This is a genomic window from Pseudomonas sp. O39, assembly GCF_045447295.1.
GTDB classification, from domain to species: Bacteria; Pseudomonadota; Gammaproteobacteria; order Pseudomonadales; family Pseudomonadaceae; genus Aquipseudomonas; species Aquipseudomonas antarctica_A.
In genome coordinates, this window is the sequence record NZ_JBJGXV010000025.1 from 12,030 (window position 1) to 35,405 (window position 23,376).

Genomic DNA, 23,376 nt, shown 5'->3' on the forward strand with positions numbered 1-23,376 from the left:
CGCCAAAAAACAGACACGACCTGCGAGAATGTACGTGATCGACACATGATTTCAGTAGTGGCTTTATAGGCAGTTCGTGATGATTACTGTAAAGCGATGGACCATGCCTTATCATCTCGCAGCACGCGTCTGGCGTCGACTACCGAGCTTTTTGCGATGCTAGCCATTTGTACCCAGACTATCCACGCTCATACAGTAGAAAAGTTAAAATCACCAAGGATTATTCATGGTTACTCTAGCCCCCCAAGCGACGCCCGAGCTTTTAACGGGGCGGAGGATTGAAATCCTCGGCGTGTTCGGCTCCGGCAAGACAACGCTCGCTAAAAAGCTTATCGCAGAATCTGAGGAGCCTCAGCCACTACTCGCCGAACAACACGAACAAAACCCTTTCTGGGGGGCTGAACGCCAAAATCAGATTCTTGGCTACCTTGCTTACGATCTTTCTTTTCTAATGCAGCACGCACATTTGGTGGCGAGCATCAATTCCGAAGGAATTCACTTTTGCGATTGGTCATTTAGATCCGATAGAGTCTGGGCGTCAATGCGACTGGATCAAGAGTTTCCCGCATACGATGCCGTTTATAACTCTATCCAGCAAAGACTGCCTTCACCTTTAGGCTACCTTTATCTAAAACAACCAGTTGACTTAATTGCGAGACGTTTAGGGTTGCGAGGACGAGTTGCAGAACGAAGTTTTTTAGATTACGTGAAATCAGCCGCCGAACAGCTAGATGAATTTGCCCGCACACTCTCATCGGATCAAATCATGGAAGTTACAGATGACGTCTCGCTTTCTGAAATTTGTGCATGGCTTGAAAAACGCGGGAAGAATGATAATGAATGACTACGCCAGAACCCCCGCAGCGGAGACGCTTAAGGCATATAAAGTGGACGGCACAGCTCTCTACTTAGTTGGAACTTTTGATACGGGTGTGACTGTATTCAGCCAGCAAACACGCGCGCTTAACCTTGCTTGGGCAGCTGTAGAGTCAGGGCTTGTCCCGACAACACCAAAGGAGCCAAGCGACACAATGGTTCCTCAGTGTAAAATCGCAATTGTCGGAGCTGGTTTTGCGGGTTTATCAGTAGCTGCAGGATTAATATCCAAAGGGTCAACTGCAGATATTACAATCTTCGAACAAAGAGATACACTTCTCCCTCTCCAACAGGGAAGTGACTCGCGCTGGTTACACCCTCGCATTTATGATTGGCCTCGAGAAGGGAGCCAGGCAAGCGTAGCGATGTTACCTGTTTTAAATTGGACAGCGGCTCGAGCTTCTGACGTAGTGGTTCAGGTACTTTCCGAATGGAAAAAAACTCTTTGCGGTTCCGATACCGATCCCACTCTGTATTGCAACACACGACATCTGCAAATTCACGAATGCGGTGATGGCACACCTCGGGTGAAACTTGAGTGGGTTGGTGAAAAAAGAACGGCCATTGACGGTACTACTAAGCAGGACAGCTCTCAGAGTAATGTTGGCCGATCCGATATTTTTGATCTAGTCATTCTTGCGATAGGGTTTGGTGTCGAACGGGACGGTGCACTTTCTTATTGGCGAAATGAAACCATAGGACAGCCGAGCCTAGATCAACCCCGCCGCACATTCTTAGTTTCCGGCCAAGGGGACGGAGCTATGATTGACGTGCTACGCCTCCGCATTTCGCAATACCGACAAGATCGTATTCTTGAAGAGCTTTTCAACGACAAAAAAACCCTATTTACTCTAATTCAGAATTTGCACACTAAATATACAGATGATGAGCACCGGAAAGGTCTATTCGCTGACTTTGAAGCTCTAGAACGCAACAAGGACTCTAATGCAGAGTTTGAAGACGTAATCAAACAGCTTTCGAGACGCCTAAGAAGAGATACGGATGTAATCCTACATCTGCAAGTAAGAAACCTATCTCAACTCCTCGACCCACCAACCTCTAGAATCTCTTTTCAAAATAAAATTCTAATATTTTTTCTTTATAAATGCGGTGGTTTCGTGCCATCGACCCTAGACGAAGAAAAGTTAATAAAGCAACATGCGATCCATAAGAGAAATATCGTACGGCGTCATGGCACGTACCGCGACGATCAACTTAGCGCGATTTTATCTGACCATCTTTATAAAGCAATAAAAACTAGACGGGGAGATGCTAAACCAGATCCGTTCTCTCAGCCTGATCGTGCTCGCTGGCCGGGAGGCTACTTCGATTTTCGGGGAAAAAGCCAAGACAGCTTCTTGATTGAAGATCATAAACGTGGACACTGGCGAAAAGAATATTTACCTGGACCGACGGAGCTAATGGCAACTGCTTTCTGCGCTACACTTGCCGGACTTATTTGCTCACGTCATACAGAGCCTGGTCGATTAAGAGTAACACTACACCGCGCAATATCTTTCGGGGATGAAGAGCTGCTGCAGCAAGCTTGCGACTATCAGGGAACAGATACGGCCAGAGGTAAGAAGACCGCAGCAGCGCGCACCTTTCCAGCAAACAACGGGACGATTGGAATTGCATATCGCTGCCATAAAATCGTTAGATCAGTATCAAAAATAGCACCCGCCCAATTAAGCGAAGCCATGGACTCGCTACAACTCAATGAAGCCTCTAGAAAAATGTCTAGCAGCGTGAAGTTCGTATTAGCAATTCCGTTACTAGAGCCAGCAGGCTCACCACCCTATGCACCTTCCGTGACCGGAGTTATATACATTGATAGCGAAGCCGAAAACTTCTTTATAACAAATGAAGAGCTCGGCGGTATTGTGCGCATGGCCACAGAATTACTTAACGCGCTGACCAGAGCAAATAAAAAGCCTTTCGACAGAATTAGAAACATTGCAATCTCCGGCACGAACAAACAGTCAAAACCTATAGATAGCCTACCTCAGGAAGCAAGAGACACTTTGGAGCTCGTAACCGAAATATCACCACCACAAATTAACGAATCGTTGAACCTGAATTTTGATTATTCAGACTTTTCTCCTGCACTAGAGGAAAACAACGTTGAGCACTCATGAACTAAAAAGCTGGCCTAAATTTTTTGAGCAGCTGTCCACTGGACTTCGAACGCATGAACTACGCCGAAACGATCGTAACTATCAAGTTGGGGACTACGTCAACCTCCTCGAGTACGACCCCAAAGCTAAAAAGTATACAGGCCGCAATTGCATAGTCGAGATTACTTCAATGACTTCAATTGAGGAGCCTTGTGCTGTTTCTGACGAAGCTTTGCATCACGAATTTTGCATTTTCAGCGTAAGACTGATCTGACCACAAATATTTGCTACCGCTAATACCTTCGGGCATGGATACGATGGGAAATTACGGTAGCATCAAGGCATAAGCTTCTTGGCATCGACGGGGCCAGACAGGAAGCCATGGATAAGGTCAGTACATGTTCGTGCCCCCCAGAAACCCCTTACGCGCAAACTCAATGGGGGGATAAATGGGGGGACAGAATGATTGAAACCGCAGAAACCCAGTAAAATAAGGGCAAATGCCTAAAATAACGCCGCCCACAAGCCGGCTTTTTATTGCCCGTGAGAATTACAAACCAATTGTCCAAACAGCTGTTGGACAATTGGAATAAGCAAAAGCGGGTCACCCATCGAGATACCCATCTCTCAAGGCACACTACCTCGGCTGCAAACACTCCACAGCCCGATCCGCAACCAGCTTCGCCATCTCCACCAAATGCATCACAGCCCTATGCGGCGCCCCCCAGCGGTTCACCAAGCACTTGCGACGTAGCCACCGCACACTGCAGCAACTCAGCCACCCGCACCCAGGCATCCTCGAAGCTCAGCTGTTCATTAACTGTAAATGGCTCAGTCGCAGCCGACGTCAGCGAATTCGAAACAACGTTATCCATAGCAAAGCTCCAATCGATAATTTGGAGCTGCCACTACCCGCGACTAAACGAAAGGCGGCAGCCGTACGCAGGTTAGTCGACCGGTCGATTGGGAACCCGGCGCACCCGGAGGTGCCCTGCGCACAGCCACCATAAGATGCAGGCGAAGGGGTGCCTGACTCATGAATTGCTTATGCGCCAATCGAATCCGGGCGACTAAACCCGATCACTGAAAATGCAGTGACGGTCCGCAGCCTAGTCGCGGGATTTTGCTGGCGCAAGCCGCTGGGATTCTCTAGGAAACGTCCTGCAAATGAAAGGGACCGGTACTGCTGGCCCTCCCAACATTGTCATCCCTGAGTTGACAGTCTTACCCCTCCCACCCGATTTATCCCCCGCTCCCCACCCATTAATCTGTGCCCATGTTGAACGCAACGCCAAACCAACCTAAACAAAAAGGATTTCAACCATGAGCACTCCATCCCTCAACCGCTTGAACAAAGACGACGCCGTAGTTCTGCTGGTCGACCACCAAACCGGTCTGATCTCGCTGGTGCAGGACTTCTCCCCCAACGAGTTCAAGAACAACGTGCTGGCCCTGGCGGACCTGGCGAAGTTCTTCAACCTGCCCACCATTCTCACCACCAGTTTCGAGCAAGGCCCTAATGGCCCGTTGGTGCCGGAGTTGAAGGAGATGTTTCCGGAGGCGCCGTATATCGCTCGTCCTGGTCAGATTAATGCGTGGGATAACGAGGATTTCGTTAAGGCGGTCAAGGCGACTGGGCGTAAGCAGATCATCATTGCGGGTGTGGTGACGGATGTGTGTGTGGCGTTCCCGACGTTGTCGGCACTGGCGGAGGGGTTTGAGGTGTTTGTGGTGACGGATGCGTCGGGCACGTTCAATACCACGGTGCAGCAGGCGGTGTGGAGCCGGATGACGCAGGCGGGGGCGCAGTTGATGAATTGGTTTTCGGTGGCGTGTGAGTTGCAGGGTGACTGGCGCAATGACATGGAAGGGTTGGGGAATTTGTTGTCTCAGCGGATTCCTAACTATCGGAATTTGATGAATGGGTATGCGGCGGTGACGGCGCGTCAGGGCTGAGGTTGAGGGGCTGTGTGGCCGGCAAAAAACTGTGGGAGTGGGCTTGCCCGTGATGGCGGTGAATCAGTCATATATTAGGTGACTGACACACCGTCTTCGCGAGCAAGCCCGCTCCCACATTTGATCTTCGCTGCTTTGAGTATTGGAGCAGACCCGCTCACCACAGAGGCGCTGTTTGCCCTTACTCAGTCGAGGATCAGGTGCGGCAAGAACCGACTTGAGTCCTTGGTGATCAAGCTATTGTCTTCGCGCACGCCAATGCCGGCGGCCTGATCGCCAATCACCCACGACCCAATCAGCGTGTAGCTGTCGCCAAAGCGCGGCAGCGGTGCAAACTCCTGGAGGATAAACGGCGCATCCGTGTAGGGGCCGTCTTCTTTTACGATCAGGCCGTCGGCGGTTTGCAGTTCGATATTGGCGCCTTCGCGGGAGAAGAACGGCTTGCGCACCCAGCCTTTTGGCACGGCTTTGCCGGGATCGGTATCCAGGTGGGACGCGAGCAGGTTGGGGTGGCCTTGGTTGAATTCCCACAGCAGCGGCAGGATGCCTTTGTTGGAGAGGATGGCTTTCCAGGCGGGCTCGAAAAACTGCGTATCGCACTGGGCAATCGCGGTGCCGAAGGGCTCGTGGAAGATGAATTCCCAGGCGTGCAGTTTGAACAGGTGGGGAATCCAGCGATCTTCGAGGTCGACGAAACGGCCGTCGCTGGTCAGGCCGATGTCTTCGATGTCGATGTGGCGTGATTCGATGCCGACCTTTTCCGCGACGAGGCGCAGGTAGTCGGTGGTGCCTTTGTCTTCGACCGAGTCTTTCATCGAGGCGAAGTAGAACGGCTGGTTGACCTGCAATTGGGCGAAGGCCTGGTGCAGTTTGGTGTCGATGCTGTTGAACTGGTCGGCATGCTTGGGCAGCAGGCCGCGTTCGATGCATTGTTCCAGCCAGCCCCATTGAAACGCCGCGGCCTCATAGAGGCTGGTCGGCGTGTCGTAGTTGAGTTCGAGGAGCTTGGCGGGCCCGCTGCCGTTGTAGGAGAAGTCCATGCGCCCGTACAGGTGCGGGTGGCCTTCGAGCCATGAGGTTCGAATCATGTCAAAGAAGGGCGCGGGAATGCTCAGGCGTTCCAGCAGCTCTTCGCTCTGAACCACGCGGGCCACGAGATCCATGCACATGTCATGGATCTCGGTAGTCGGGTCTTCGAGGTCGCGCTCGATTTGCTGGAGCGTGAATTGGTAGTACGCGCGCTCGTCCCAGTAGGGTTCGCCGTCAATGGTGTGGAACAGAAAGCCGAGGCTGTCGGCAGTCTGTTTCCAGTCATGACGTTCTGCGCATTGGATTTTTTTCATGGCCCGGTTTCCTTAGCTGCTCGACCCGCCGCCGCCCCAGCCGCTGCGGGCGCTGGCTTTGCTGCCGAAGCCGCCACGGGAGGTAGAGGACGCCACGGACACCGGCTTGCTGGAGGAGCGCAGCGTGTTGGTGTAATTGCTGCTGCCGTACCGGGCCTGGTTGGAACGGCCGAATGTCGCCCCATTCGAGACCCGCTGGTTAAGCGTCGAGTTGCCGTAATTGCCGCGATCATCGCGATAGCGATACACCGGCTCGGAGCGGTAGCTGTTGCGATTGTTGCTGAGCATGTTGCCGATCAGCAGGCCGGTCAGCAGGCTGCTGGTGGAGAAGCCTGAGCCGCCATTGTTCGCTTGAGAACCGCCGGCTTGCGCATTGGCCGCATCGACCTGGGATTGGGTCACCTGGCCGGCGGCGGTCAGTTCGAAACCGCCCAGCTTGGGGATGAACTTGCCGGTGGAGTCCTGCTGGCACCAGTTGGCGACAAAGTCGGCATCGCAATCGGCCTGGCTGTCGTACACCGGGGCAATGCGGCGATGCTCGGCCATGGCCGTCATGTAGGCGTCCGAGCACACGTCGACCGGCAGCTTTTCATCGGCGCATTGCTGAACAGACTGGAAGTTGTACTTCTTCTGCAAATCGTAGGTTTTTTCCGTCGGCCCACAGCCGGATATCGCCATGGCGACCGACGCTGCCAGCGACAGCTGGACGTACTTGCTTCGTTTCATCGGGAGCTCCGTGCGCGATCAGTTCTGGGTAGGCGTCATGCACGCGGCATTCAACATGCCGACGCTGATGGCCACGGCGGCCACGTAGATGCCGGCCGCGAGTTCGCCATTCTTGATGCGCTCGGACGTGCCTTTGAGCACCAGGCTGGTCAGCAGAAAGGCCAACAGTTGGACGCCGGCAGCGATCACCGCCCAGACGACGAAGTCGAGGATGCTGATCGAGTAGGCAATCACGTTGCTGGCCGGAATGGCGAAACCGATGATGGCACCGCCCAGGGCGACCGCCGCCGACACGTTGCCCGCACGGATCAGTTCGAACTCCTTGTGCGGTGTGACGCGGGTGTAGATGAACTGGAACAGCGCGAAGATGACGGCAGCCCCCAGGATGTACGTGACAAACCCGAACACGGCCGCTTTGTTCAGGGAGATGGAGAGAGCTTCTAGCATGGACTTCTTCCTTTTTTAGAGCGCATTCAGGTCGGTTGTGTACAGCGAAATGCCCAGCGAGGTGCTCAGGCTGATGGTGCCTTCTGCGTCTTCTTCGACGGAAAACAGCAAAAACTCTCGACGATCGGTCAGGCCTGTGTCGCGGGCGTACAGCATCGAACGGTGCTCGACGGTGTAGGCGGTCTCGGGGTTGATCACCTGTTCGGTCATCGCCACCAGTTCTGTCTGGCCAGCCTCGCTGCCCCACACACGGGCGTATTCAACGCCGTCGTGGGTGTAGGTCGGCAGCCCGATCAGGCTTTGTGGCCCGGCCAGCCGGCGCAGTTCCGCTTCACTGCTGAGGGTGACGACGCTCAGGTAGTTGAACAGGATCACCGACTCGACCTGCCCGGCGATCTCGCCGGTGGTGTGCACCTGCAGCCAGTAATCTTCGTCGTTCATGTAGTAGCGCGACAGCCAGGTCGATTGCCCGAGGTCAACGGTGCCGTTGGCCCAGATCTCCTGGGAGCCGGGGATCACCACCGTGGTTTTCTCATCGAGCAGCAGTTTCAGGCTCGTGTCGAACATCACGCCTTTGCCCGGCGCCAGGCCCAACGGGCCCGTAACCGGCAGGGTTTGGCCTGCGGTCCATTTCGATTCTGTATTCGCTTGCGGGGCCTCAAGCCCCATCAACTGTTTAAACCATCCCATTGGAGATTTCCTTGAGGCGGGTGGAGGCGATGTAGAAGAGTTCGCCGCCTTCAACGCGCGTGGCGCCAGGCGGGTTGATTGACGGTTGTTGAGCACCTTTGGCGCGATAGCCGATAAGGGTGGCGTTGTGCTGTTCTTTCATCCGGGTGTACAGGTCGCCGAACGTTGCCTCAAAGGCCTCGGGCAATTTCATCAGGTATTGGGTGGCGCCCTGCCCCACGCACAGCAGCTCATTAATGACCACTGACGAGCCCGGATCCTGAGAGGCGCGCACCAACATTTCGATGGCCATGCTTGAGGTGCATTCCAGGCTGGGGGCGTAGGAGCTGGCGAGTGCGGCAATTTCACTTTCATTGAAGTGGGCGACCACATGCCCCACAGGGCTCAATTGATTCACCGCCAGCACGGTGGCCAGCGTCAGGTCATCAGAGGGGGTTCGCACCAGCACCCGCTCGGCACCGGGAACACCTGCGCGCCGCAGTAACGCGGTGGAGGACAGGCTTTCGCCTCTGACGAACGCCGCTTTGCCCGGCATCGGGTTTTCGTCCAGCGTGCAATCGCAAATGACGATCAGGTTGTCGTTCGAGGTTTCGTCTTGAAGCAACAACTCAATGACCCGTTCGCTGGTCGCGCCTTCCCAGCCGATGAGCACGGTGTGGCCGACCTTGCCGGTGAAATCGCCTTTGCCCTTCATGCCTTTTCTCCATGCATCAATAACACTGCTGGTGGTTTTGCCGATGGCTGCGGTCAGCAGCGCAATGCCCCCGAGCATGACCCAGGTGGCGACAAAAACTCGCCCCGCCGAGGTCTGCGGTGCGAGGTCGCCATAGCCGACAGTGAGCGTGGTGGTGAGATAGAAGTAAATAAACGTGGCGGGCGCGGTGAGGTGGTGTTCGCCCAGAAACACCAGGCCCAGATACGCCGTGCTCAGGTGTACGCCCAAGGCAATGACCAGCCCTGCCCAGCCGAAGCGGTGAAAGAGGGAGGCGGCGTAAAGGCGCAACAAAAGAAAAATCGACATGTCGTCCCTGATTCCCTGGGTACTTGATTCCTGATGACGTCAGCGCCCCGGCGTCTGGATGCTCAAGTGCGTTCACCCGGCATTAAACCTGCTGCGCGGCGCAGAGAGAAGTACCTTGGCCGCAATAAACCCGGCGAGTGCACCAAACAGATGGCCTTCGAAGGAAATCCCCTGGCGCGGCAGGAAGCCAAGGATCAGCCCGCCATACAGCAGCGCCACGACAGCGGCGGTGATCAGGTTGCTCCAGCTCCGGTGGAACCAGGCGCGAGACAGCAGGTAGGCCCATAGCCCGAATACCCAGCCGCTGGCACCGACGTGTACGCCGGTAAAACCGAACAGCCAGACCAGCGAGCCGCCCAGCAGAATAATGATCGCGCTGACGGCGATGAACCGGTTGAGCCCTTCGACAATGACCAGGGTGCCCAGTACCAAAAAGGCAATCAGGTTGGCGCTCAGGTGCGCGAAGGACGCGTGTAAAAAAGGTGAGGCGAGGATGCCGAACAGCCCCTGCACCGTTCTCGGGACCAGGCCGAATGCCATGAGGCTGTAACCGGTGGCTACATTGAGCAGTTGCAGCGCGACCATAAAGACGGCCAGGCCTGCGATTGTCTTGAAACCCTTCAGGGTATCCATCCTGACCTCGACGTAAAAAAAGGAAGGGCAGACCTTAATGCCGGTCAGTTAAGTGCAAGCCCCTTGTTGGAGCAGCGGTGCGACGACTCGACCGGCTCGCGAAAGCGGTGGGTCAGTCAACATCAATGCTTGCCGGGCCGACGCATTCGCGAGCAAGTCGAATCGTCGCACCGCCGCTCCCACATTTGAGCTTCACTGCTTTGAGCATTTCGTCCACTTAACTGACCTGCCCCTCCTGCTGCGGCGTTGTTTACTCAGCCGACTTTTGCTTCAGGCGTTCCAGAATCGCATTGGCACTGCCTGTGTCCGGCGTGATGCCGGCTTCGCGCAGCTTGCGCTCCAGGTCGGTGCCCGTGGATGCCTCAGCCAGCTCATCCTGGGCTTGCAGTTCAGCGGCGCGTTGCTGCTGCTTGGCTTGCAAGCGGTTCAGCGTACCGACGGCGGTTTCCAGCTTGCCGTTGGCGCCGCCACTGGCGATGGACGCACTGACCTGGGCCTTTTGTACGCTTTCGCGCGCCTTGGCCATGTCCACTTGCTGGCGCAGGCTTTTGATCCGGCTTTCGGCTTTGGTGATGTCTTTGCGCATGCTCTCTGCATACCCGCCGAACTCGGTGGTCTGCTTTTGCTCGACGTCACGTTCGTTGGTCAGGCTCGAAATGGCTTCGGCGACTTCCATGGCCAGGTCTTCGCGATTGGCCTGGATAGCTGCCATCGCCTTGGACTCCAGGTCCTTGATCTTGGCGTCGTACTCGCCCACGCGATCAGCCGCCAGCTTGTGCTTGGCCATGATGCTGACCAGCTCACGCTTGGCGTTGGCCAGCGCCGTGTCGGCGTCGCGAATTTCCTGGTCGAGGATGCGCAGGGCTTGTTGGTCAACGATCGATTCGCCGACTTCGCTGGCACCGCCACGCAGCGCGGTGAACAATTTGCTCCAGATGGACTGAGTCATTGGATACTCCCGAATAATTAATTGAAGAAACGTTCGAAGGCTTCGCTGGCGCGCTGCACGTTATCAACCAGGGTTTTCACCTCGGTCACGATGTTGGTCAGGCTGGAGTCGGAACTCAGTGCGCCGAACATGTTGTAAACAACTTGCCCGTTAGGCATGGACTCGATACCGATCGAAGACAACGGGAACATTTCCCGGCTGCGCAGCACCGCGTCATTGAATGCGGTTACGTCGTTGATGGACTCGACGTCGACCAGCACGGTGTCCACGATGATCTGCTCGCCCACTACCGCGATGTAAATCGGCAAGCCCCCGAAGTCGTTCATTTCCAGCTTGATGCTGGACTCGGAGCCTTGAACCAGAGAAAGCGTAATGTCGTTGGACACCACTTCGTCCAACGCCTGAAAAGCCGTGAAGAGGCGATCGATATTCCAGTTAGTACCTGCGCTCATGAAATTCTCCGACATGAATGAGCCAGCCAGAATCGGCTGGCGAAGCTGTTTCTCCATCTGCTTGAGCAGGCTTCGGTTTTCGGGAAGCACCCAAGTCTCGTGTTTCACATAACCGGCGGCTGCCAGGCCCGCGCGCATCTGCTTCATGTAAAAGCTCGACGGCTTTTTCGCGGGCGACTTCAAGCGCTCTCCCTTGCGGCTTGCTGAATCGGTATCGGGCCCTGCTGGCGGGCTCGATGGAGAGCTGCTTTTCATGGTACTGACCTCGTTGTGAAAAACTCACGCGTGAGAAAATCTACAGGTAAATCTCGGCTTGCTCAATAGCTCACGCGTGAGATTTTTTCCCGGCGTTTCCGCTCGATCCAAACGCACCCTTGCCCAAGGGTGGCACGACTGCATCGCAATCTGATGAACGGTTATTCGGCACTGACAGCGCATCAACACTTCGCTTGCCGCGCTCTAGGATAAGCCTGCCTTTAACGACGAGCTTTTTTGCAGGTGCCGGCCCCTACTCTCTTATCAAACATGAAATAAGTTATTGATTTTAAATAGTTAAAATTTAGCCGTTTAAACCAGATATCTCATAGGTGCCCCCCCCAGTATGCTGCGCGACAGCGCTACGTCGAAGATGTGGCGGGGACTCCCACATTTGATCTTTGCTGCTTTGAGTATTGCGTTCGCTTAACTGACCGGCATTGAGGCAAGCCGGTGGATGTTTGTGCAGCAGCCTGCTGCACAAATACTCCGCAGCACTAGCCCGGCCCTTGACTCTCCCCTATACGGCACACCCTACCCTGAACACCTCGACGTTCAGGACCTCACCCCATGCACCAACGCATCCTGGTCATCCTCGGCCACCCTTCCACCACGAGCCTCTGCTCAGCCTTGGCCGAAGCCTACATCCACAGCGCAAAAGTCGCTGGCCACCCAGTACGCGTCCTATCCCTGGGCGATCTCACTTTCGACCCCGTTCTTCACCACGGCTACACGCAGATCCAGGCGTTGGAGCCCGATTTGCTCAGCGCCCAGTCCGACATCCTCTGGGCCACCCATCTGGCTTTCGTTTTCCCGATTTGGTGGGGCGGTATTCCGGCGTTGTTGAAGGGGTTTATCGACCGTATTTTCCTACCCGGCTTTGCCTTTAAATACCGCGAAGGCAAGTTGTTTCCTGACAAGCTGCTGCTCGGCCGAACCGCGCACTTGTTGGTGACCCTGGACACGCCGCCGTGGTATTACCGCTGGTTCTACCGCATGCCGGGCATTCATCAGCTGCGCAGCGCAACCCTGGCGTTTTGCGGCATCCAGCCGATCAAGACGTTGCTGTTCGGGCCGGTGCTGGGATCTACGCCAGCGCAACGGGCAAAGTGGCTGACACAGGCTGGCGGATTAATGGGAAAAGGGAATTTTCATGTACATCGGCAAAGCCGCGCAGTTATCGGGCACGACCATCAAGGCGATTCGTCACTATGAGGCGATTGGCCTGTTGCCAGCACCGCAGCGGGAGGGACGTTATCGGGTCTATTCAGCGCAAAATGTCGAGCTGTTGGCGTTGATCAAGTGCGCCCAGCAGTTGGGTTTCAAGCTCAAGGAGTTGCAGGAGATTTTGCACGGGCACGAGGCTGATGCGTTGCCTTGGGAGCGCGCAGACCAGGCCATCACCAGCAAGAAGCACGAACTGGCCGCGCAGATTGCCGGGTTGCAGCAGATGCAGGCGGGGTTGATCGCGTTTGAAGCACAGCTTAAGGACGCGCAGGGGCAGTGTTATTTAACCGCTGACAGTGACTGACTTTCCCGGACGACGACGCCTTCTGGCTCGGTGTCTGGTGGCCGATGAGCCGAATAGGACGCACAATCGGCTCACAAAATGAGCCGAATAACGTTTTTATTCGGCTCACGCACCCAGGCATGCCCCATGGATCATCCGTACTGGATCTGGCAACACACCGATTGGCCCCACTTTCATTGGCAGCCCGGACAGCTGGCGGTCTTGCTGCGCGAGTGCGGGCAAGCCCAAGGCAAGCTGCTGGGCATGCTTGGCTCCGTCAGCCAGACAGTCAGTGCGCAGAATGAGCTGGATGCGTTGCTGCAAAATATTCTGACCTCCTCGGCAATCGAGGGCGAGCAGCTGAATGTCGGCTCCGTGCGTTCCTCTCTGGCGCGGCGCTTGGGCCTGGAGGCGATGCAGGACGGCCAGGTGAGTCGACGCAGTGAAGGCCTCGCCGAACTGATGATGGACGCCACCGAGCAATTCGCGCAGCCGTTCACTCTTACGCGCTTATTGAATTGGCATCACTGGGTGTTCCCCACCCCGGAAGCTGGCGTTGCCCCACGCGCGCTCAATGTCGGCGCACTGAGGGGAGATGAGCCCATGCAGGTGGTGTCGGGGCGACTTGATCGGCCAACGGTCCATTTCGAGGCGCCACCGCGCCGAGGCCTGGAGCAAGGGCTGGGTGATTTTCTCGAATGGTTCGAAACCAGCCGCAACCAGCCAGAGCTGGACCCGCTGATCCGCGCTGGCGTCGCGCACTTCTGGTTTGTCACGCTGCATCCGTTCGATGACGGCAATGGTCGCCTGACCCGCGCAATCACTGATTTGGCATTGGCCCAGGGCGACCATCAGGCCATCCGTTTTTATGCCATGTCAGCCAGCATTCTCGAGGACCGCGCCGGTTACTACCGCGCGCTGGAATCCAGCCAGAAGGCCACACTGGATATCACTGATTGGCTGGCGTGGTTTTTGAAAACCCTGTTGCGCAGCCTGCAGCAGGCGATGGCGCGAATAGAACGCGTCCTGGGCAAGACCCGGTTCTGGCAGCAGCACCGCGACCTCTCGTTGTCCACCGAACAGATCAAGGTACTCAACCGCCTGCTCGACGGCGGTGAAAAGGGCTTCGAACACGACATCGGCGCCGCGCAGTACCAGGCCGTGGCGAAGGTGTCCAAGGCTACTGCAACCCGCCATCTGGCTGATCTGCTGGAAAAAAATTGCCTGGTCCGCTTGCCCGGCGGAGGCCGTAGTACGCGTTATCAAATCAATGGCCGAGACGACTGAAGCGCCCTGCTCATTTGCCCAGAATCCCCATGTCTGCTAGTGTCGCGCCGGTTTACCGTCTACCGGAATAGCCGCCATGGCCCGCAAAAAAGTTGCACTCGATTTCGAACAATCCCTCGCCGACCTGCAAACCCTGGTCGAGCGTCTGGAGAACGGCGAGTTGTCGCTGGAGGACTCGCTGACGGCGTTTGAGCAAGGTATCGGCCTGACCCGCGACTGCCAGAGCGCCTTGGCGCAGGCGGAGCAGAAGGTCCAGGTGCTGCTGGAACGTGACGGGGAGTTGGCCGAAGAACCTTTCGATGCGGAACAGCCGGAATGATCGACGCGTATCAGGCCAGTAGCCAAGCCCGGGTGAATGCGGCGCTCGAGCCCTTGTTTGTTGCGCCAAGCCCGGAAATGAACCGCCTTTATGCTGCCATGCGCTACAGCGTGATGAATGGCGGCAAGCGCGTGCGCCCGTTGCTGGCGTATGCCGCGTGTGAAGCCCTCGGCGCGCCTGCCGAGCAGGCCAATGGCGCGGCGTGTGCGGTCGAGCTGATTCACGCCTACTCCCTGGTGCATGACGATTTGCCGGCAATGGACGACGATGATTTGCGTCGCGGCCAGCCGACCACCCACAAAGCCTTTGACGAAGCCTATGCGATCCTCGCCGGTGACGGCTTGCAGAGCCTGGCGTTCAGCGCATTGCTGGACCCGCACCTGAATAGCGTGAAAGCCGAGATCAGCCTGCGCATGGTCACGGCACTTGCGGTGGCCGCAGGCCCCGCCGGCATGGTCGGCGGGCAAGCGATCGACATGGGTTCGGTCAGCCTCAAGCTGGACCAGAAAGCCCTTGAACACATGCACCGCCACAAGACCGGCGCGCTGATCGAAGCTGCCGTGCACCTCGGCGCCTTGGCCAGTGGCCGTGCAGACGCTGCGCAACTGGCCGCCCTGCAGACCTATTCGCGGGCCATCGGCCTGGCATTCCAGGTGCAGGACGACATTCTCGACGTTGAAAGTGACACCGCGACCCTCGGCAAGCGCCAGGGTGCGGATGCCGCACGCGATAAACCGACGTATCCGGCCCTGCTCGGCCTCGAAGCAGCCAAGGCGTATGCCCTGGAACTGCGTGACCAGGCCCTGGATGCCCTGCGACCTTTCGACGCGGCGGCCGAGCCGTTGCGCGACCTGGCGCGGTATATCGTCGAACGCCGCCACTGATAACGCGGGCTATTAGCGCCGCATATCAGCCAAGTTTGGCGCTCTGCGTGGGCAGTTTGCACGGCTTGAGGTAAACTGCCGCCTCTTCTATACCTATAACGATTCGCCTGATGCCCACGACGTTCCAAGAGATTCCCCGCAAGCGCCCGTCCACGCCCCTGCTCGACCGTGCTGCCACGCCGGACGGCCTGCGTCGACTTGGTGAAGCCGAGCTGGAAACCCTGGCCGATGAGTTGCGCCTGGAATTGCTCTACACGGTCGGTCAGACCGGTGGGCATTTCGGTGCAGGGCTGGGCGTTATCGAGCTGACCATCGCCTTGCATTACGTGTTCGACACCCCGGACGACCGGCTGGTGTGGGACGTGGGCCATCAGGCGTATCCGCATAAAATCCTCACTGGCCGTCGCGAGCGCATGGGCACCCTGCGTCAGAAGGACGGCCTGGCCGCCTTCCCGCGCCGCGCCGAAAGCGAGTACGACACCTTTGGCGTCGGCCACTCCAGCACCTCCATCAGTGCAGCGCTGGGCATGGCGATTGCCGCCCGCCTGCAAGGCAGCGACCGCAAGGCGATTGCCGTGATTGGTGATGGCGCACTGACCGCCGGCATGGCCTTCGAAGCGCTGAACCATGCGCCGGAAGTGAACGCCAACATGCTGGTGATCCTTAACGACAACGACATGTCGATCTCGCGCAACGTCGGTGGCCTGTCCAACTATCTGGCAAAGATCCTCTCCAGCCGCACCTACGCCAGCATGCGCGAAGGCAGCAAGAAGGTGCTCTCGCGCCTGCCCGGCGCGTGGGAAATTGCCCGGCGTACCGAAGAATATGCCAAGGGCATGCTAGTGCCTGGCACCCTGTTCGAAGAGTTGGGCTGGAACTACATTGGCCCGATCGACGGTCATGACCTGCCGACCCTGATCGCCACACTGCGCAACATGCGTGACCTCAAGGGCCCGCAGTTCCTGCACATCGTCACCAAAAAAGGCAAAGGCTTCGCCCCGGCGGAAGTCGACCCAATTGGTTACCACGCCATCACCAAGCTCGAACCTCTGGACGCTCCCGCCGCCGCGCCGAAAAAGGCCAGCGGGCCGAAGTATTCCGGCGTATTTGGCGAATGGCTGTGCGACATGGCCGCTGCCGACCCGCGCCTGGTGGGCATTACCCCGGCGATGAAGGAAGGCTCCGACCTGGTGGCGTTCAGCGAGCGTTTCCCGCTGCGCTATTTCGACGTGGCGATTGCCGAGCAGCACGCCGTTACTTTCGCGGCCGGTATGGCCTGTGAAGGCGCGAAACCGGTGGTGGCGATCTACTCAACGTTCCTGCAACGCGGGTATGACCAGCTGGTTCATGACGTGGCGGTGCAGAACCTCGACGTGCTGTTCGCCATCGACCGCGCAGGTTTAGTCGGCGAAGACGGCCCCACCCACGCCGGCAGTTTTGACTTGTCCTACTTGCGCTGCATTCCCGGCATGCTGGTGATGACGCCGAGCGACGAGAACGAACTGCGCAAGATGCTCAGCACCGGCCACCTGTACAACGGCCCGGCCGCCGTGCGTTACCCACGCGGCAATGGCCCGAATGCCATGATCGAAAAAGACCTTGAGCCGATTGAAATCGGTAAAGGCATTGTTCGCCGCCAGGGCAGCAAAGCCGCGTTCCTGGTGTTTGGCGTGCAACTGGCCGAAGCCCTCAAAGTCGCCGAGAAGATCGACGCCACCGTGGTCGACATGCGCTTCGTCAAACCGCTGGATGAAGCCCTCGTCCGCGAAATCGCCGCGGGCCATGAGCTGCTGGTGACGGTCGAAGAAAACGCCATCATGGGCGGCGCCGGTGCAGCGGTCAGTGAGTTCCTGGCGCGGGAGAATATCCTCAAGTCGGTGCTGCACCTGGGCTTGCCGGACGTGTATGTCGAACATGCCAAGCCGGCGCAGATGCTCGCCGAATGCGGGCTGGACGAAGCCGGTATTGAAGCGTCGGTGCGCGAGCGCATGGCACTGCTCGGCCTGTAAACCGACCTCCCGGTAGAAACCGGTTCAACATGTGGGAGCGGGCTTGCCTGCGATAGCGGTCTATCGGACACATTGAAGTTGAATGTGCCGCCGTCATCGCAGGCAAGCCAGCTCCCACATTGGTTTTGTATTGCTGATGAACGCTAGGGACAGCCCATGACCCGCCTTCGCTTTGCCCTGCCCTTGCTGCTGCTCCCGGCCACTGACCTGCTCGCCGAACCCTTTGAGCGCGACGACGCCCTGAAACTCCCCAACGTAGTGATCAGCGCCAACCGCCAGGTCCAGGCACGCAACGACAGCAGCGCCGCCAACACCGTGTTCACCCGCGATGACATCGACCGCCTGCAACCCACCACCCTAAGCGACTTGCTGAACCGCGTACCCGGCGTGCAGGTGGCTCAGAGCGGTGGCCGTGGCAGCGCGACCAATATTTATATTCGCGGCACGTCCACCGCCCAAAGCCTGGTTCTGGTAGATGGCCAGCGCATCAGCAGTTCCACCACCGGCACCAGCAACTTGCAATACCTCAACATCGACCAAATCGAGCGAGTAGAAGTGTTACGAGGTTCACGTTCGGTGATCTACGGCAGCGATGCCATTGGTGGAGTGATCCAGATCTTCACTCGGCGTTACACCGAGCCCGGCCTGCAACCGCGCATGCATGTGGGCTTTGGCAGCAACCAGACGTGGGAGCGCAGCGTGGGATTGTCCGGGGGCGACCCACAAACCCGATTCGACCTCAGCGCCAGCTTGGAAGACACCGCCGGGTTCAATCGCACACGGACCTCCTACCCCAGCGATGGCGACGATGACGCCTACCGCAACCAAGCCATCAGTTTCAGCCTGAACCATGCCTTCACCGATGATCTCGACGCCGGCATAAACGTGCTGGACAACCATGGCAAGAGCGAATTCGATAACCCTTACGGTCGCTTTGACTCGGTCACCTATCAAGCTTTCCAACAGCAGCCCTACACCCACTTCACCGTAAGTAGCGTCAGCAGCTATGTCGATGCGCGTATCAACGACATTTGGAAGTCTCGCGTAGAACTGGGCCACAGCGAAAATCGTGAAGAGACCCAGGATAAACTTAGCGACGAACGCAGTGTGTTCAACACCTACCGCGACTCGCTGAACTGGCAGAACGACTTAACCCTCAATGAACAGAACAGTCTGATCCTGGGCGCCGACTGGTACGAAGACCGGGTCAACAGCAGCACCGCGCTGGCCGAAGACAGCCGCTGGAACCGTGCTGCGTTTATCCAGCACCGCTTTCAAACCCAGTACTTCTCCACGGAACTGGGCCTGCGTCGCGACCAGAACCAACAGTTCGGCGGTCACAACAGTTGGAGCGGCACCTTAACCCTGCCGGTAAACCCGGATAACGATCTGTTACTGAGTTACAGCGAGGGCTTCCGGGCTCCGACGTTCAATGACCTGTACTACCCGGACGAGTTTGGCTTTAAAAACAGCAACCCGAATTTGAAACCCGAAACCTCCAAAAGCTACGAAGTGCAGTGGCGTAGCCAGCTCAGCGACACCAGCCGTCTGGAAGCCTCGCTATACCGCACGGATATCCAAGATGCGATTGTGTTCGCCAGTGGCGGCCCGCAAAACGTCAGTTCGGCACGCATCAATGGCGTTGAAGCCGCGCTCAAGCAAGAGTTGTTCGGCTGGCAAGGTAGCCTCGGGCTGGCAATGATAGACCCGCGCGACCGAGATTCCGGCCGCACATTGGCGCGTCGTGCCAGGCGCACCCTGAGCCTGGACGTGGATCGCCAATTCGATCAGTTCGGCGTCGGCGCCAGCTGGCAAGCGGTAAGCAGCAGCTACGACGATCCGAAGAACCAGCATCGGTTGGGTGGTTATGGGGTGCTCGGGCTACGCGCCAGTTGGGCCGTGAACCGTGAAATCACGCTGAGCATGAAGCTCGATAACGTGCTGGACAAAGGCTACAACCGGGAGCTGTATCAGTATCAAGGCCAACAGTATGGCTATCGGGAAGAAGGTCGGGCGTTTATGGTCGGGGTGAGCTGGGCGCCGGACATCTGATCGGCACTGGCTGCGATCACCTGGCAGAGCCTGGCCACCGCCTCCAACATTTGCCCGCTGGGCCGCTCCAGGCCTTTGTCCGGCACCAACAGCAATCGCCCCTGCCCCACGGCGTCAATCTGCGGCCAGGCTTTCCAGGCGTCCAGTTGCGGCTGATCCCCGGCCACAATTACCTCGGGATTACGCTGCAACACAGACTCAATACTGACCTGCGGCGCGGGCAGCTTCAGGTCATCGAATACATTACGCGCGCCGCACACACTCAGCGCATCGCTGATGATTTGCCCACCGCCCACGGTGTACAGCGGCTGGTTCCACACTTGGTAAAACACCCGCAAGGGTTCGGCCCGGTGATAGCGTTGGCGCAGTTCGGTCAGGCGCTGGCGTAACTGCGCAGCCAGTTGTCGACCGGCCTCTTCACGGCCCACTTGTTGAGCGATGGCTTGGATTTGGGACGTCAGTTGTTCAAGGCTATGGGGTTCGGCGACATACACCGGGATCTTCAGGCGCTGCAATTGCTCACGCTGAGCCGGGCCGACACTGCCGGGCCAGAGCAGGATCAGGTCGGGCTTTAGGCTGAGCAGGCGCTCCATGTTCAGTTGCCCGTAATGCCCCACCGACGGCACGTTCGCCAACGCCGCCGGCCGCTCGCCGCCGTCGAGCACGCCAACCAGCAAGTCAGCAGCGCCCAGTTCAAGCACAATTTCAGAGAGCGACGGCGCCAGGCTGACAACGCGTTCGACTGCCAATGCCTGGGCACTGAAGACCAGCAGCAGGACCGTCAGCCAGTAACGCCTCATCCCAGCTGACGCGGAATGCGATAGAGGTAAAACAGCACCAGCGTCGACAGCGCCAGCAAGCACAGCGGCACTGCTTCCAGGCCGACAAACACCGCCAACGCACCGATCCAGGCTGGCAGGGCAGCCACCAGCAACGCCGTGCGCCGACGTGCCGCGAGGGCGATCCAGGCAGCCGGTTCTTCGGGTGTGTCGAGGGCTTTGGAAGTGGCAATCAGCGCGTGTTTATAGCCATGAAAATAGCGCAGGCTCAAAAACATTGAGGCCACGCCGGCAATGAAGAACGGCATGGCCAGCACGGGAAGCAGCGACTCGGCCTGACCAAACACCAGATTGATGACGAACAACGGGAGCAATGCCAGGGCCAGGTACTGCCACCAGTTGAAGGACAGTCGGCGTTTTACCTGGCCACGGGTCACGCGCGGTCGACCTCGCCTTGATGCTCGTTACCCATCATGTGGTCGAGCTTGCTGGCTTTGGTGGCCAGGTAGAGTTTGTTATGCGGGTTTTGCCCGGTGTGCAGCGGCACACGCTCGGCCACGGTGATGCCCATCTCGGTCAAGGCGTTGACCTTTCGCGGGTTGTTGGTCATCAGGCGCAGGGATTTCACTCCCAAATGTTCCAGCATCGGCAGGCAGATGCCGTAGTCACGCTGGTCGGCGGCGAAGCCCAGGCGCTCGTTGGCTTCGACAGTATCGGCACCGCCGTCCTGCAGCTCGTAAGCCCGGATCTTGTTCATCAGGCCAATGCCACGGCCTTCCTGACGCAAGTACAGCAATACGCCACGGCCTTCACGGGCAATGGCCCGCATGGCCGCTTCCAGTTGCGATCCGCAGTCGCAGCGCTGGCTGAACAGCGCGTCGCCGGTCAGGCACTCGGAGTGCACGCGGCCAAGCACCGGCGCGCCGTCGGCGATGTCACCCAGGCTGAGCACAACGTGCTCGCGCCCGTTGGCCTCTTCGAGAAAGCCATTCATGGTGAACGTGGCAAAAGGGGTAGGCAGCTTGGAAGCAGCGACGAAAACGACGGGCACCGTGTGCTCCTGATTTCAGATTTCACAGAGGGCGTCATTGTAACAGCAGGTTCCTACAGACGCTTAAGCTGAATTATCGCTGATAAAGATCAATAGGTTCGATTGGCCTTCGTCCTGGTTCTATGCAGGTCAGAATGGATACGGCTGCTTCCAGCGCTCGAAAATCGGCTTCAGCTCGCCATTTTTGACCAGGGCCGCCATGCGCCGGTCATAGACGGCCATCAAGGCCCGCCCGCGCTCAGTGTCGGCAAAGCCTACATAGAGCGGCAGCTCGGCGATATGAGTGAGTTTGAATTGCGACGGTTCATCCGACTGACTCAGCACGTGTTTGGCTTCGGTAAGGGAGTCGATGTAGTAGTCGACACGAGCGTGTTGCAGCATCGGCAGGATGCCGTCACGGCGCTCGATCTGGTTGAAGTGGTGCAGGTTCGGCAAGTACGCCTCATACCGATAGCCGCGCACCCACGCCAAGCGGTAGTTGCCCAGGGTGGCGAGGCTCGGCGTCGGCGCAGTTGCCAGCCCGAGTGCGTAGAGGTGGTCGGCGTCGAAGTGCCAGTGCGGGTACAGCACGCCGCGGGCTTCATCGCGATAGGCGCCGACCCAGCCGTCCACCTCACCGCGCTGGGCCAGCCCGACCGAGCGGGTATAGGGCACGGTGCGGGTTTGCAGGGTGATGTCGGCCGGTTCGAAGACCTGACGCAATACATCCCAGGCCAGACCACTGCCATCTTTGTTGGTGTAGTTGTTCCATTCCTCACTGGCCAGCATGACCTTGCCAGGGACGGGCGCTTCATCTGCCAGCACCAGCGACGAGGCACACATCATGATCAGCAGCCAACGGCGCACAACCATGGTGACAACCTCCTACACCGTGATAACCGTATAGAGGGTAGCGCATGCTCGCAGGCTTACAGCGTCTCGTGAAAATGTTGATAACCGCGCACGGCCGGAGTGATGTCTTGCCCGGTGGCGTCGAGCAGCGTTACGCCCTGCCCTGCCTCGACCCGGCCGATCACATGGATCGGCCACCCGTTCGCCAACAAGGGCGCCAACTCGGCGCGCGGCAAGGTGAAGGCCAACACATAGTCGTCGCCCCCGCTCAACGCGGCGACACGGGCTTCATCATCACCGACAAACGCCAACAACGCCTTGGACAGCGGCAACTTCTGACGCTCAACCAGCAGGCTGACAGCCGAAGCCTTGGCGATATGCCCGCAATCGGCCAACAACCCGTCGGAAATATCCATGGCCGATGTCGCCTTGCCCCGTAGCGCCAGGCCCAGCGCCAACTGCGGTTGCGGCGACCAGTAATGGGCGAGCAAGGGCTCAGCGATGGCGGCGTCAGCCGTGCGTTGCCCCAACACCAACGGCAATGCGCCGGCGGCATTGCCAAGTTCACCGCCCACACACAGCAGGTCACCCGGCTGTGCACCGCTGCGCGTCAATGCCTGCCCGGCCGGTACTCGGCCAAACACCGTCAGGGTCAGGCTCAGCGGCCCGCGCGTGGTATCGCCGCCCACCAGGCCCACACCGCAGCTTTGCGCCATGGCATTCAAACCCTGGGCATAGCGTTGCAGCCAATCGGCATCAACCGTCGGGGTGGTAAGGGCAAGGGTCAACGCGAGGGGATGGGCGCCCATGGCGGCCAGGTCGCTCACTGCCACGGCCAGCGAGCGCTGGCCGAGCAGGAACGGGTCACACGGGTCGGCAAAGTGCACGCCGGCCACTAAGGTATCGGTGGAGATTGCCAGCTGCTCCCCGGCGGGGAGCGCCAGCAAGGCGCAGTCGTCGCCGATCCCCAGGGCAATGCCTTCGCCGCCTTGCGCACACGGCGCGGCGGCGAAGTACTTGCGGATCAGCTCGAACTCACCCATCAATGTGCCCTGCCTCACCACTGCGGTTCCTTTTTGGCGGCGTCTGTTGCCGCCATACTGCGTTGCCGCTCCTCCCCATAGCACGCTATGAGTCGTCGCGGCGCCTTGTCTGGCAGCAACAGCCACTCACCAAAACAGGAACGCAT

24 protein-coding genes and 1 pseudogene are annotated in these 23,376 nt (G+C 58.2%); 11 read left to right on the forward strand and 14 right to left on the reverse strand.

What is annotated here, in order from left to right; genetic code table 11:
* Positions 1–226: 226 nt before the first annotated feature.
* The 3 genes from ACI77D_RS24345 to ACI77D_RS24355 are packed head-to-tail and all read left to right on the forward strand — an operon-like array spanning position 227 to position 3,267.
* A complete protein-coding gene (locus tag ACI77D_RS24345; protein WP_407017651.1) occupies positions 227–844 on the forward strand; it encodes a deoxynucleoside kinase in 618 nt (205 codons plus the stop codon).
* The gene (locus ACI77D_RS24350) at positions 837–3,014 is read left to right on the forward strand and encodes a hypothetical protein (RefSeq protein ID WP_407017652.1); all 2,178 of its coding nucleotides are present in this window, start codon (positions 837–839) and stop codon (positions 3,012–3,014) included. Before ACI77D_RS24345 ends, ACI77D_RS24350 begins: the two co-directional genes overlap by 8 nt.
* A complete protein-coding gene (locus ACI77D_RS24355; protein WP_081932425.1) occupies positions 3,001–3,267 on the forward strand; it encodes a DUF3850 domain-containing protein in 267 nt (88 codons plus the stop codon). The genes ACI77D_RS24350 and ACI77D_RS24355 overlap by 14 nt, the downstream gene beginning before the upstream one ends.
* 363 nt (positions 3,268–3,630) lie before the next feature.
* On the opposite strand, the pseudogene ACI77D_RS24360 reads toward ACI77D_RS24355, so the two are convergent.
* A pseudogene (locus tag ACI77D_RS24360) lies at positions 3,631–3,868 on the reverse strand (DUF6124 family protein).
* 448 nt (positions 3,869–4,316) lie between these two features.
* Here ACI77D_RS24360 and ycaC point away from each other — a divergent pair.
* Positions 4,317–4,949, forward strand: a complete 633-nt coding sequence (gene ycaC / locus ACI77D_RS24365; RefSeq protein ID WP_407017653.1) for an isochorismate family cysteine hydrolase YcaC — start codon at positions 4,317–4,319, stop codon at positions 4,947–4,949.
* Between the two features lie 185 nt (positions 4,950–5,134).
* On the opposite strand, the gene ACI77D_RS24370 is transcribed toward ycaC, so the two are convergent.
* From ACI77D_RS24370 to ACI77D_RS24405, 8 genes are all read right to left on the reverse strand, one after another.
* Positions 5,135–6,292 (reverse strand): glutathionylspermidine synthase family protein, encoded by a 1,158-nt coding sequence (locus tag ACI77D_RS24370; RefSeq protein ID WP_064454309.1) that lies wholly within the window; start codon positions 6,290–6,292, stop codon positions 5,135–5,137.
* Between the two features lie 12 nt (positions 6,293–6,304).
* Positions 6,305–7,018 carry a DUF1190 domain-containing protein gene (locus ACI77D_RS24375; protein WP_407017654.1) on the reverse strand — a complete coding sequence of 238 codons (714 nt, stop codon included), beginning with the start codon at positions 7,016–7,018 and terminating at the stop codon, positions 6,305–6,307.
* A gap of 18 nt (positions 7,019–7,036) precedes the next feature.
* The gene (locus ACI77D_RS24380) at positions 7,037–7,465 is read right to left on the reverse strand and encodes a DUF350 domain-containing protein (protein WP_064454311.1); all 429 of its coding nucleotides are present in this window, start codon (positions 7,463–7,465) and stop codon (positions 7,037–7,039) included.
* 15 nt (positions 7,466–7,480) lie between these two features.
* Entirely contained in the window at positions 7,481–8,155 is a 675-nt protein-coding gene (locus ACI77D_RS24385; protein WP_221295729.1) for a DUF2491 family protein, read from the reverse strand.
* The gene (locus ACI77D_RS24390; RefSeq protein WP_064454313.1) at positions 8,142–9,176 is read right to left on the reverse strand and encodes an ion channel; all 1,035 of its coding nucleotides are present in this window, start codon (positions 9,174–9,176) and stop codon (positions 8,142–8,144) included. Before ACI77D_RS24390 ends, ACI77D_RS24385 begins: the two co-directional genes overlap by 14 nt.
* A 72-nt stretch (positions 9,177–9,248) precedes the next feature.
* Positions 9,249–9,809: a rhomboid family intramembrane serine protease gene (locus tag ACI77D_RS24395; protein WP_407017655.1), complete on the reverse strand. Its 561-nt coding sequence runs from the start codon at positions 9,807–9,809 to the stop codon at positions 9,249–9,251.
* A 250-nt stretch (positions 9,810–10,059) separates the two neighbouring features.
* Positions 10,060–10,758, reverse strand: a complete 699-nt coding sequence (locus ACI77D_RS24400) for a PspA/IM30 family protein (protein ID WP_259763390.1) — start codon at positions 10,756–10,758, stop codon at positions 10,060–10,062.
* A 17-nt stretch (positions 10,759–10,775) separates the two neighbouring features.
* The gene (locus tag ACI77D_RS24405) at positions 10,776–11,357 is read right to left on the reverse strand and encodes a YjfI family protein (protein ID WP_094470401.1); all 582 of its coding nucleotides are present in this window, start codon (positions 11,355–11,357) and stop codon (positions 10,776–10,778) included.
* A gap of 678 nt (positions 11,358–12,035) precedes the next feature.
* Here ACI77D_RS24405 and ACI77D_RS24410 point away from each other — a divergent pair.
* From ACI77D_RS24410 to ACI77D_RS24440, 7 genes are all read left to right on the forward strand, one after another.
* A complete protein-coding gene (locus ACI77D_RS24410; protein WP_407017656.1) occupies positions 12,036–12,680 on the forward strand; it encodes an NAD(P)H-dependent oxidoreductase in 645 nt (214 codons plus the stop codon).
* Positions 12,619–12,996, forward strand: a complete 378-nt coding sequence (locus ACI77D_RS24415; protein ID WP_407017657.1) for a MerR family transcriptional regulator — start codon at positions 12,619–12,621, stop codon at positions 12,994–12,996. The genes ACI77D_RS24410 and ACI77D_RS24415 overlap by 62 nt, the downstream gene beginning before the upstream one ends.
* A gap of 126 nt (positions 12,997–13,122) precedes the next feature.
* The gene (locus tag ACI77D_RS24420) at positions 13,123–14,262 is read left to right on the forward strand and encodes a Fic family protein (protein ID WP_407017658.1); all 1,140 of its coding nucleotides are present in this window, start codon (positions 13,123–13,125) and stop codon (positions 14,260–14,262) included.
* Positions 14,263–14,338: 76 nt separating this feature from the next.
* Positions 14,339–14,581: an exodeoxyribonuclease VII small subunit gene (locus ACI77D_RS24425; protein WP_003176346.1), complete on the forward strand. Its 243-nt coding sequence runs from the start codon at positions 14,339–14,341 to the stop codon at positions 14,579–14,581.
* On the forward strand, positions 14,578–15,465 hold the full coding sequence (locus tag ACI77D_RS24430) for a farnesyl diphosphate synthase (RefSeq protein WP_407017659.1): 888 nt from the start codon (positions 14,578–14,580) through the stop codon (positions 15,463–15,465). Before ACI77D_RS24425 ends, ACI77D_RS24430 begins: the two co-directional genes overlap by 4 nt.
* A gap of 110 nt (positions 15,466–15,575) precedes the next feature.
* A complete protein-coding gene (gene dxs, locus ACI77D_RS24435) occupies positions 15,576–17,474 on the forward strand; it encodes a 1-deoxy-D-xylulose-5-phosphate synthase (protein WP_262666355.1) in 1,899 nt (632 codons plus the stop codon).
* 156 nt (positions 17,475–17,630) lie between these two features.
* Positions 17,631–19,526, forward strand: a complete 1,896-nt coding sequence (locus ACI77D_RS24440; protein ID WP_407017660.1) for a TonB-dependent receptor domain-containing protein — start codon at positions 17,631–17,633, stop codon at positions 19,524–19,526.
* On the opposite strand, the gene ACI77D_RS24445 is transcribed toward ACI77D_RS24440, so the two are convergent.
* The 5 genes from ACI77D_RS24445 to thiL all read right to left on the reverse strand — a co-directional run bounded on the left by ACI77D_RS24445 (position 19,469) and on the right by thiL (position 23,230).
* Positions 19,469–20,326, reverse strand: coding sequence for a cobalamin-binding protein (locus tag ACI77D_RS24445; protein ID WP_407017661.1), 858 nt, complete (start codon positions 20,324–20,326; stop codon positions 19,469–19,471). The genes ACI77D_RS24440 and ACI77D_RS24445 overlap by 58 nt on opposite strands.
* Positions 20,323–20,742 (reverse strand): MFS transporter, encoded by a 420-nt coding sequence (locus ACI77D_RS24450; RefSeq protein ID WP_407017662.1) that lies wholly within the window; start codon positions 20,740–20,742, stop codon positions 20,323–20,325. The genes ACI77D_RS24445 and ACI77D_RS24450 overlap by 4 nt, the downstream gene beginning before the upstream one ends.
* Positions 20,739–21,356: a GTP cyclohydrolase II gene (gene ribA / locus ACI77D_RS24455; protein WP_064454325.1), complete on the reverse strand. Its 618-nt coding sequence runs from the start codon at positions 21,354–21,356 to the stop codon at positions 20,739–20,741. The genes ACI77D_RS24450 and ribA overlap by 4 nt, the downstream gene beginning before the upstream one ends.
* A gap of 129 nt (positions 21,357–21,485) precedes the next feature.
* Complete coding sequence (locus ACI77D_RS24460; RefSeq protein ID WP_407017663.1) at positions 21,486–22,208, reverse strand: substrate-binding periplasmic protein; 723 nt, start codon at positions 22,206–22,208, stop codon at positions 21,486–21,488.
* A 56-nt stretch (positions 22,209–22,264) separates the two neighbouring features.
* A complete protein-coding gene (gene thiL / locus ACI77D_RS24465) occupies positions 22,265–23,230 on the reverse strand; it encodes a thiamine-phosphate kinase (RefSeq protein ID WP_407017677.1) in 966 nt (321 codons plus the stop codon).
* Positions 23,231–23,376: the final 146 nt, after the last annotated feature.

Excerpts from the sequence above, each read along its gene's own strand:
- ACI77D_RS24345 (WP_407017651.1), top strand. The coding sequence starts at position 227 with ATGGTTACTCTAGCCCCCCAAGCGACGCCCGAGCTTTTAACGGGGCGG.
- ACI77D_RS24350 (WP_407017652.1), top strand. The coding sequence starts at position 837 with ATGAATGACTACGCCAGAACCCCCGCAGCGGAGACGCTTAAGGCATAT.
- ycaC (WP_407017653.1), top strand. The coding sequence starts at position 4,317 with ATGAGCACTCCATCCCTCAACCGCTTGAACAAAGACGACGCCGTAGTT.
- ACI77D_RS24370 (WP_064454309.1), bottom strand. The coding sequence starts at position 6,292 with ATGAAAAAAATCCAATGCGCAGAACGTCATGACTGGAAACAGACTGCC.
- ACI77D_RS24375 (WP_407017654.1), bottom strand. The coding sequence starts at position 7,018 with ATGAAACGAAGCAAGTACGTCCAGCTGTCGCTGGCAGCGTCGGTCGCC.
- ACI77D_RS24380 (WP_064454311.1), bottom strand. The coding sequence starts at position 7,465 with ATGCTAGAAGCTCTCTCCATCTCCCTGAACAAAGCGGCCGTGTTCGGG.
- ACI77D_RS24385 (WP_221295729.1), bottom strand. The coding sequence starts at position 8,155 with ATGGGATGGTTTAAACAGTTGATGGGGCTTGAGGCCCCGCAAGCGAAT.
- ACI77D_RS24390 (WP_064454313.1), bottom strand. The coding sequence starts at position 9,176 with ATGTCGATTTTTCTTTTGTTGCGCCTTTACGCCGCCTCCCTCTTTCAC.
- ACI77D_RS24395 (WP_407017655.1), bottom strand. The coding sequence starts at position 9,809 with ATGGATACCCTGAAGGGTTTCAAGACAATCGCAGGCCTGGCCGTCTTT.
- ACI77D_RS24400 (WP_259763390.1), bottom strand. The coding sequence starts at position 10,758 with ATGACTCAGTCCATCTGGAGCAAATTGTTCACCGCGCTGCGTGGCGGT.
- ACI77D_RS24405 (WP_094470401.1), bottom strand. The coding sequence starts at position 11,357 with ATGAAGCAGATGCGCGCGGGCCTGGCAGCCGCCGGTTATGTGAAACAC.
- ACI77D_RS24410 (WP_407017656.1), top strand. The coding sequence starts at position 12,036 with ATGCACCAACGCATCCTGGTCATCCTCGGCCACCCTTCCACCACGAGC.
- ACI77D_RS24415 (WP_407017657.1), top strand. The coding sequence starts at position 12,619 with ATGTACATCGGCAAAGCCGCGCAGTTATCGGGCACGACCATCAAGGCG.
- ACI77D_RS24420 (WP_407017658.1), top strand. The coding sequence starts at position 13,123 with ATGGATCATCCGTACTGGATCTGGCAACACACCGATTGGCCCCACTTT.
- ACI77D_RS24425 (WP_003176346.1), top strand. The coding sequence starts at position 14,339 with ATGGCCCGCAAAAAAGTTGCACTCGATTTCGAACAATCCCTCGCCGAC.
- ACI77D_RS24430 (WP_407017659.1), top strand. The coding sequence starts at position 14,578 with ATGATCGACGCGTATCAGGCCAGTAGCCAAGCCCGGGTGAATGCGGCG.
- dxs (WP_262666355.1), top strand. The coding sequence starts at position 15,576 with ATGCCCACGACGTTCCAAGAGATTCCCCGCAAGCGCCCGTCCACGCCC.
- ACI77D_RS24440 (WP_407017660.1), top strand. The coding sequence starts at position 17,631 with ATGACCCGCCTTCGCTTTGCCCTGCCCTTGCTGCTGCTCCCGGCCACT.
- ACI77D_RS24445 (WP_407017661.1), bottom strand. The coding sequence starts at position 20,326 with ATGAGGCGTTACTGGCTGACGGTCCTGCTGCTGGTCTTCAGTGCCCAG.
- ACI77D_RS24460 (WP_407017663.1), bottom strand. The coding sequence starts at position 22,208 with ATGGTTGTGCGCCGTTGGCTGCTGATCATGATGTGTGCCTCGTCGCTG.
- thiL (WP_407017677.1), bottom strand. The coding sequence starts at position 23,230 with ATGGGTGAGTTCGAGCTGATCCGCAAGTACTTCGCCGCCGCGCCGTGT.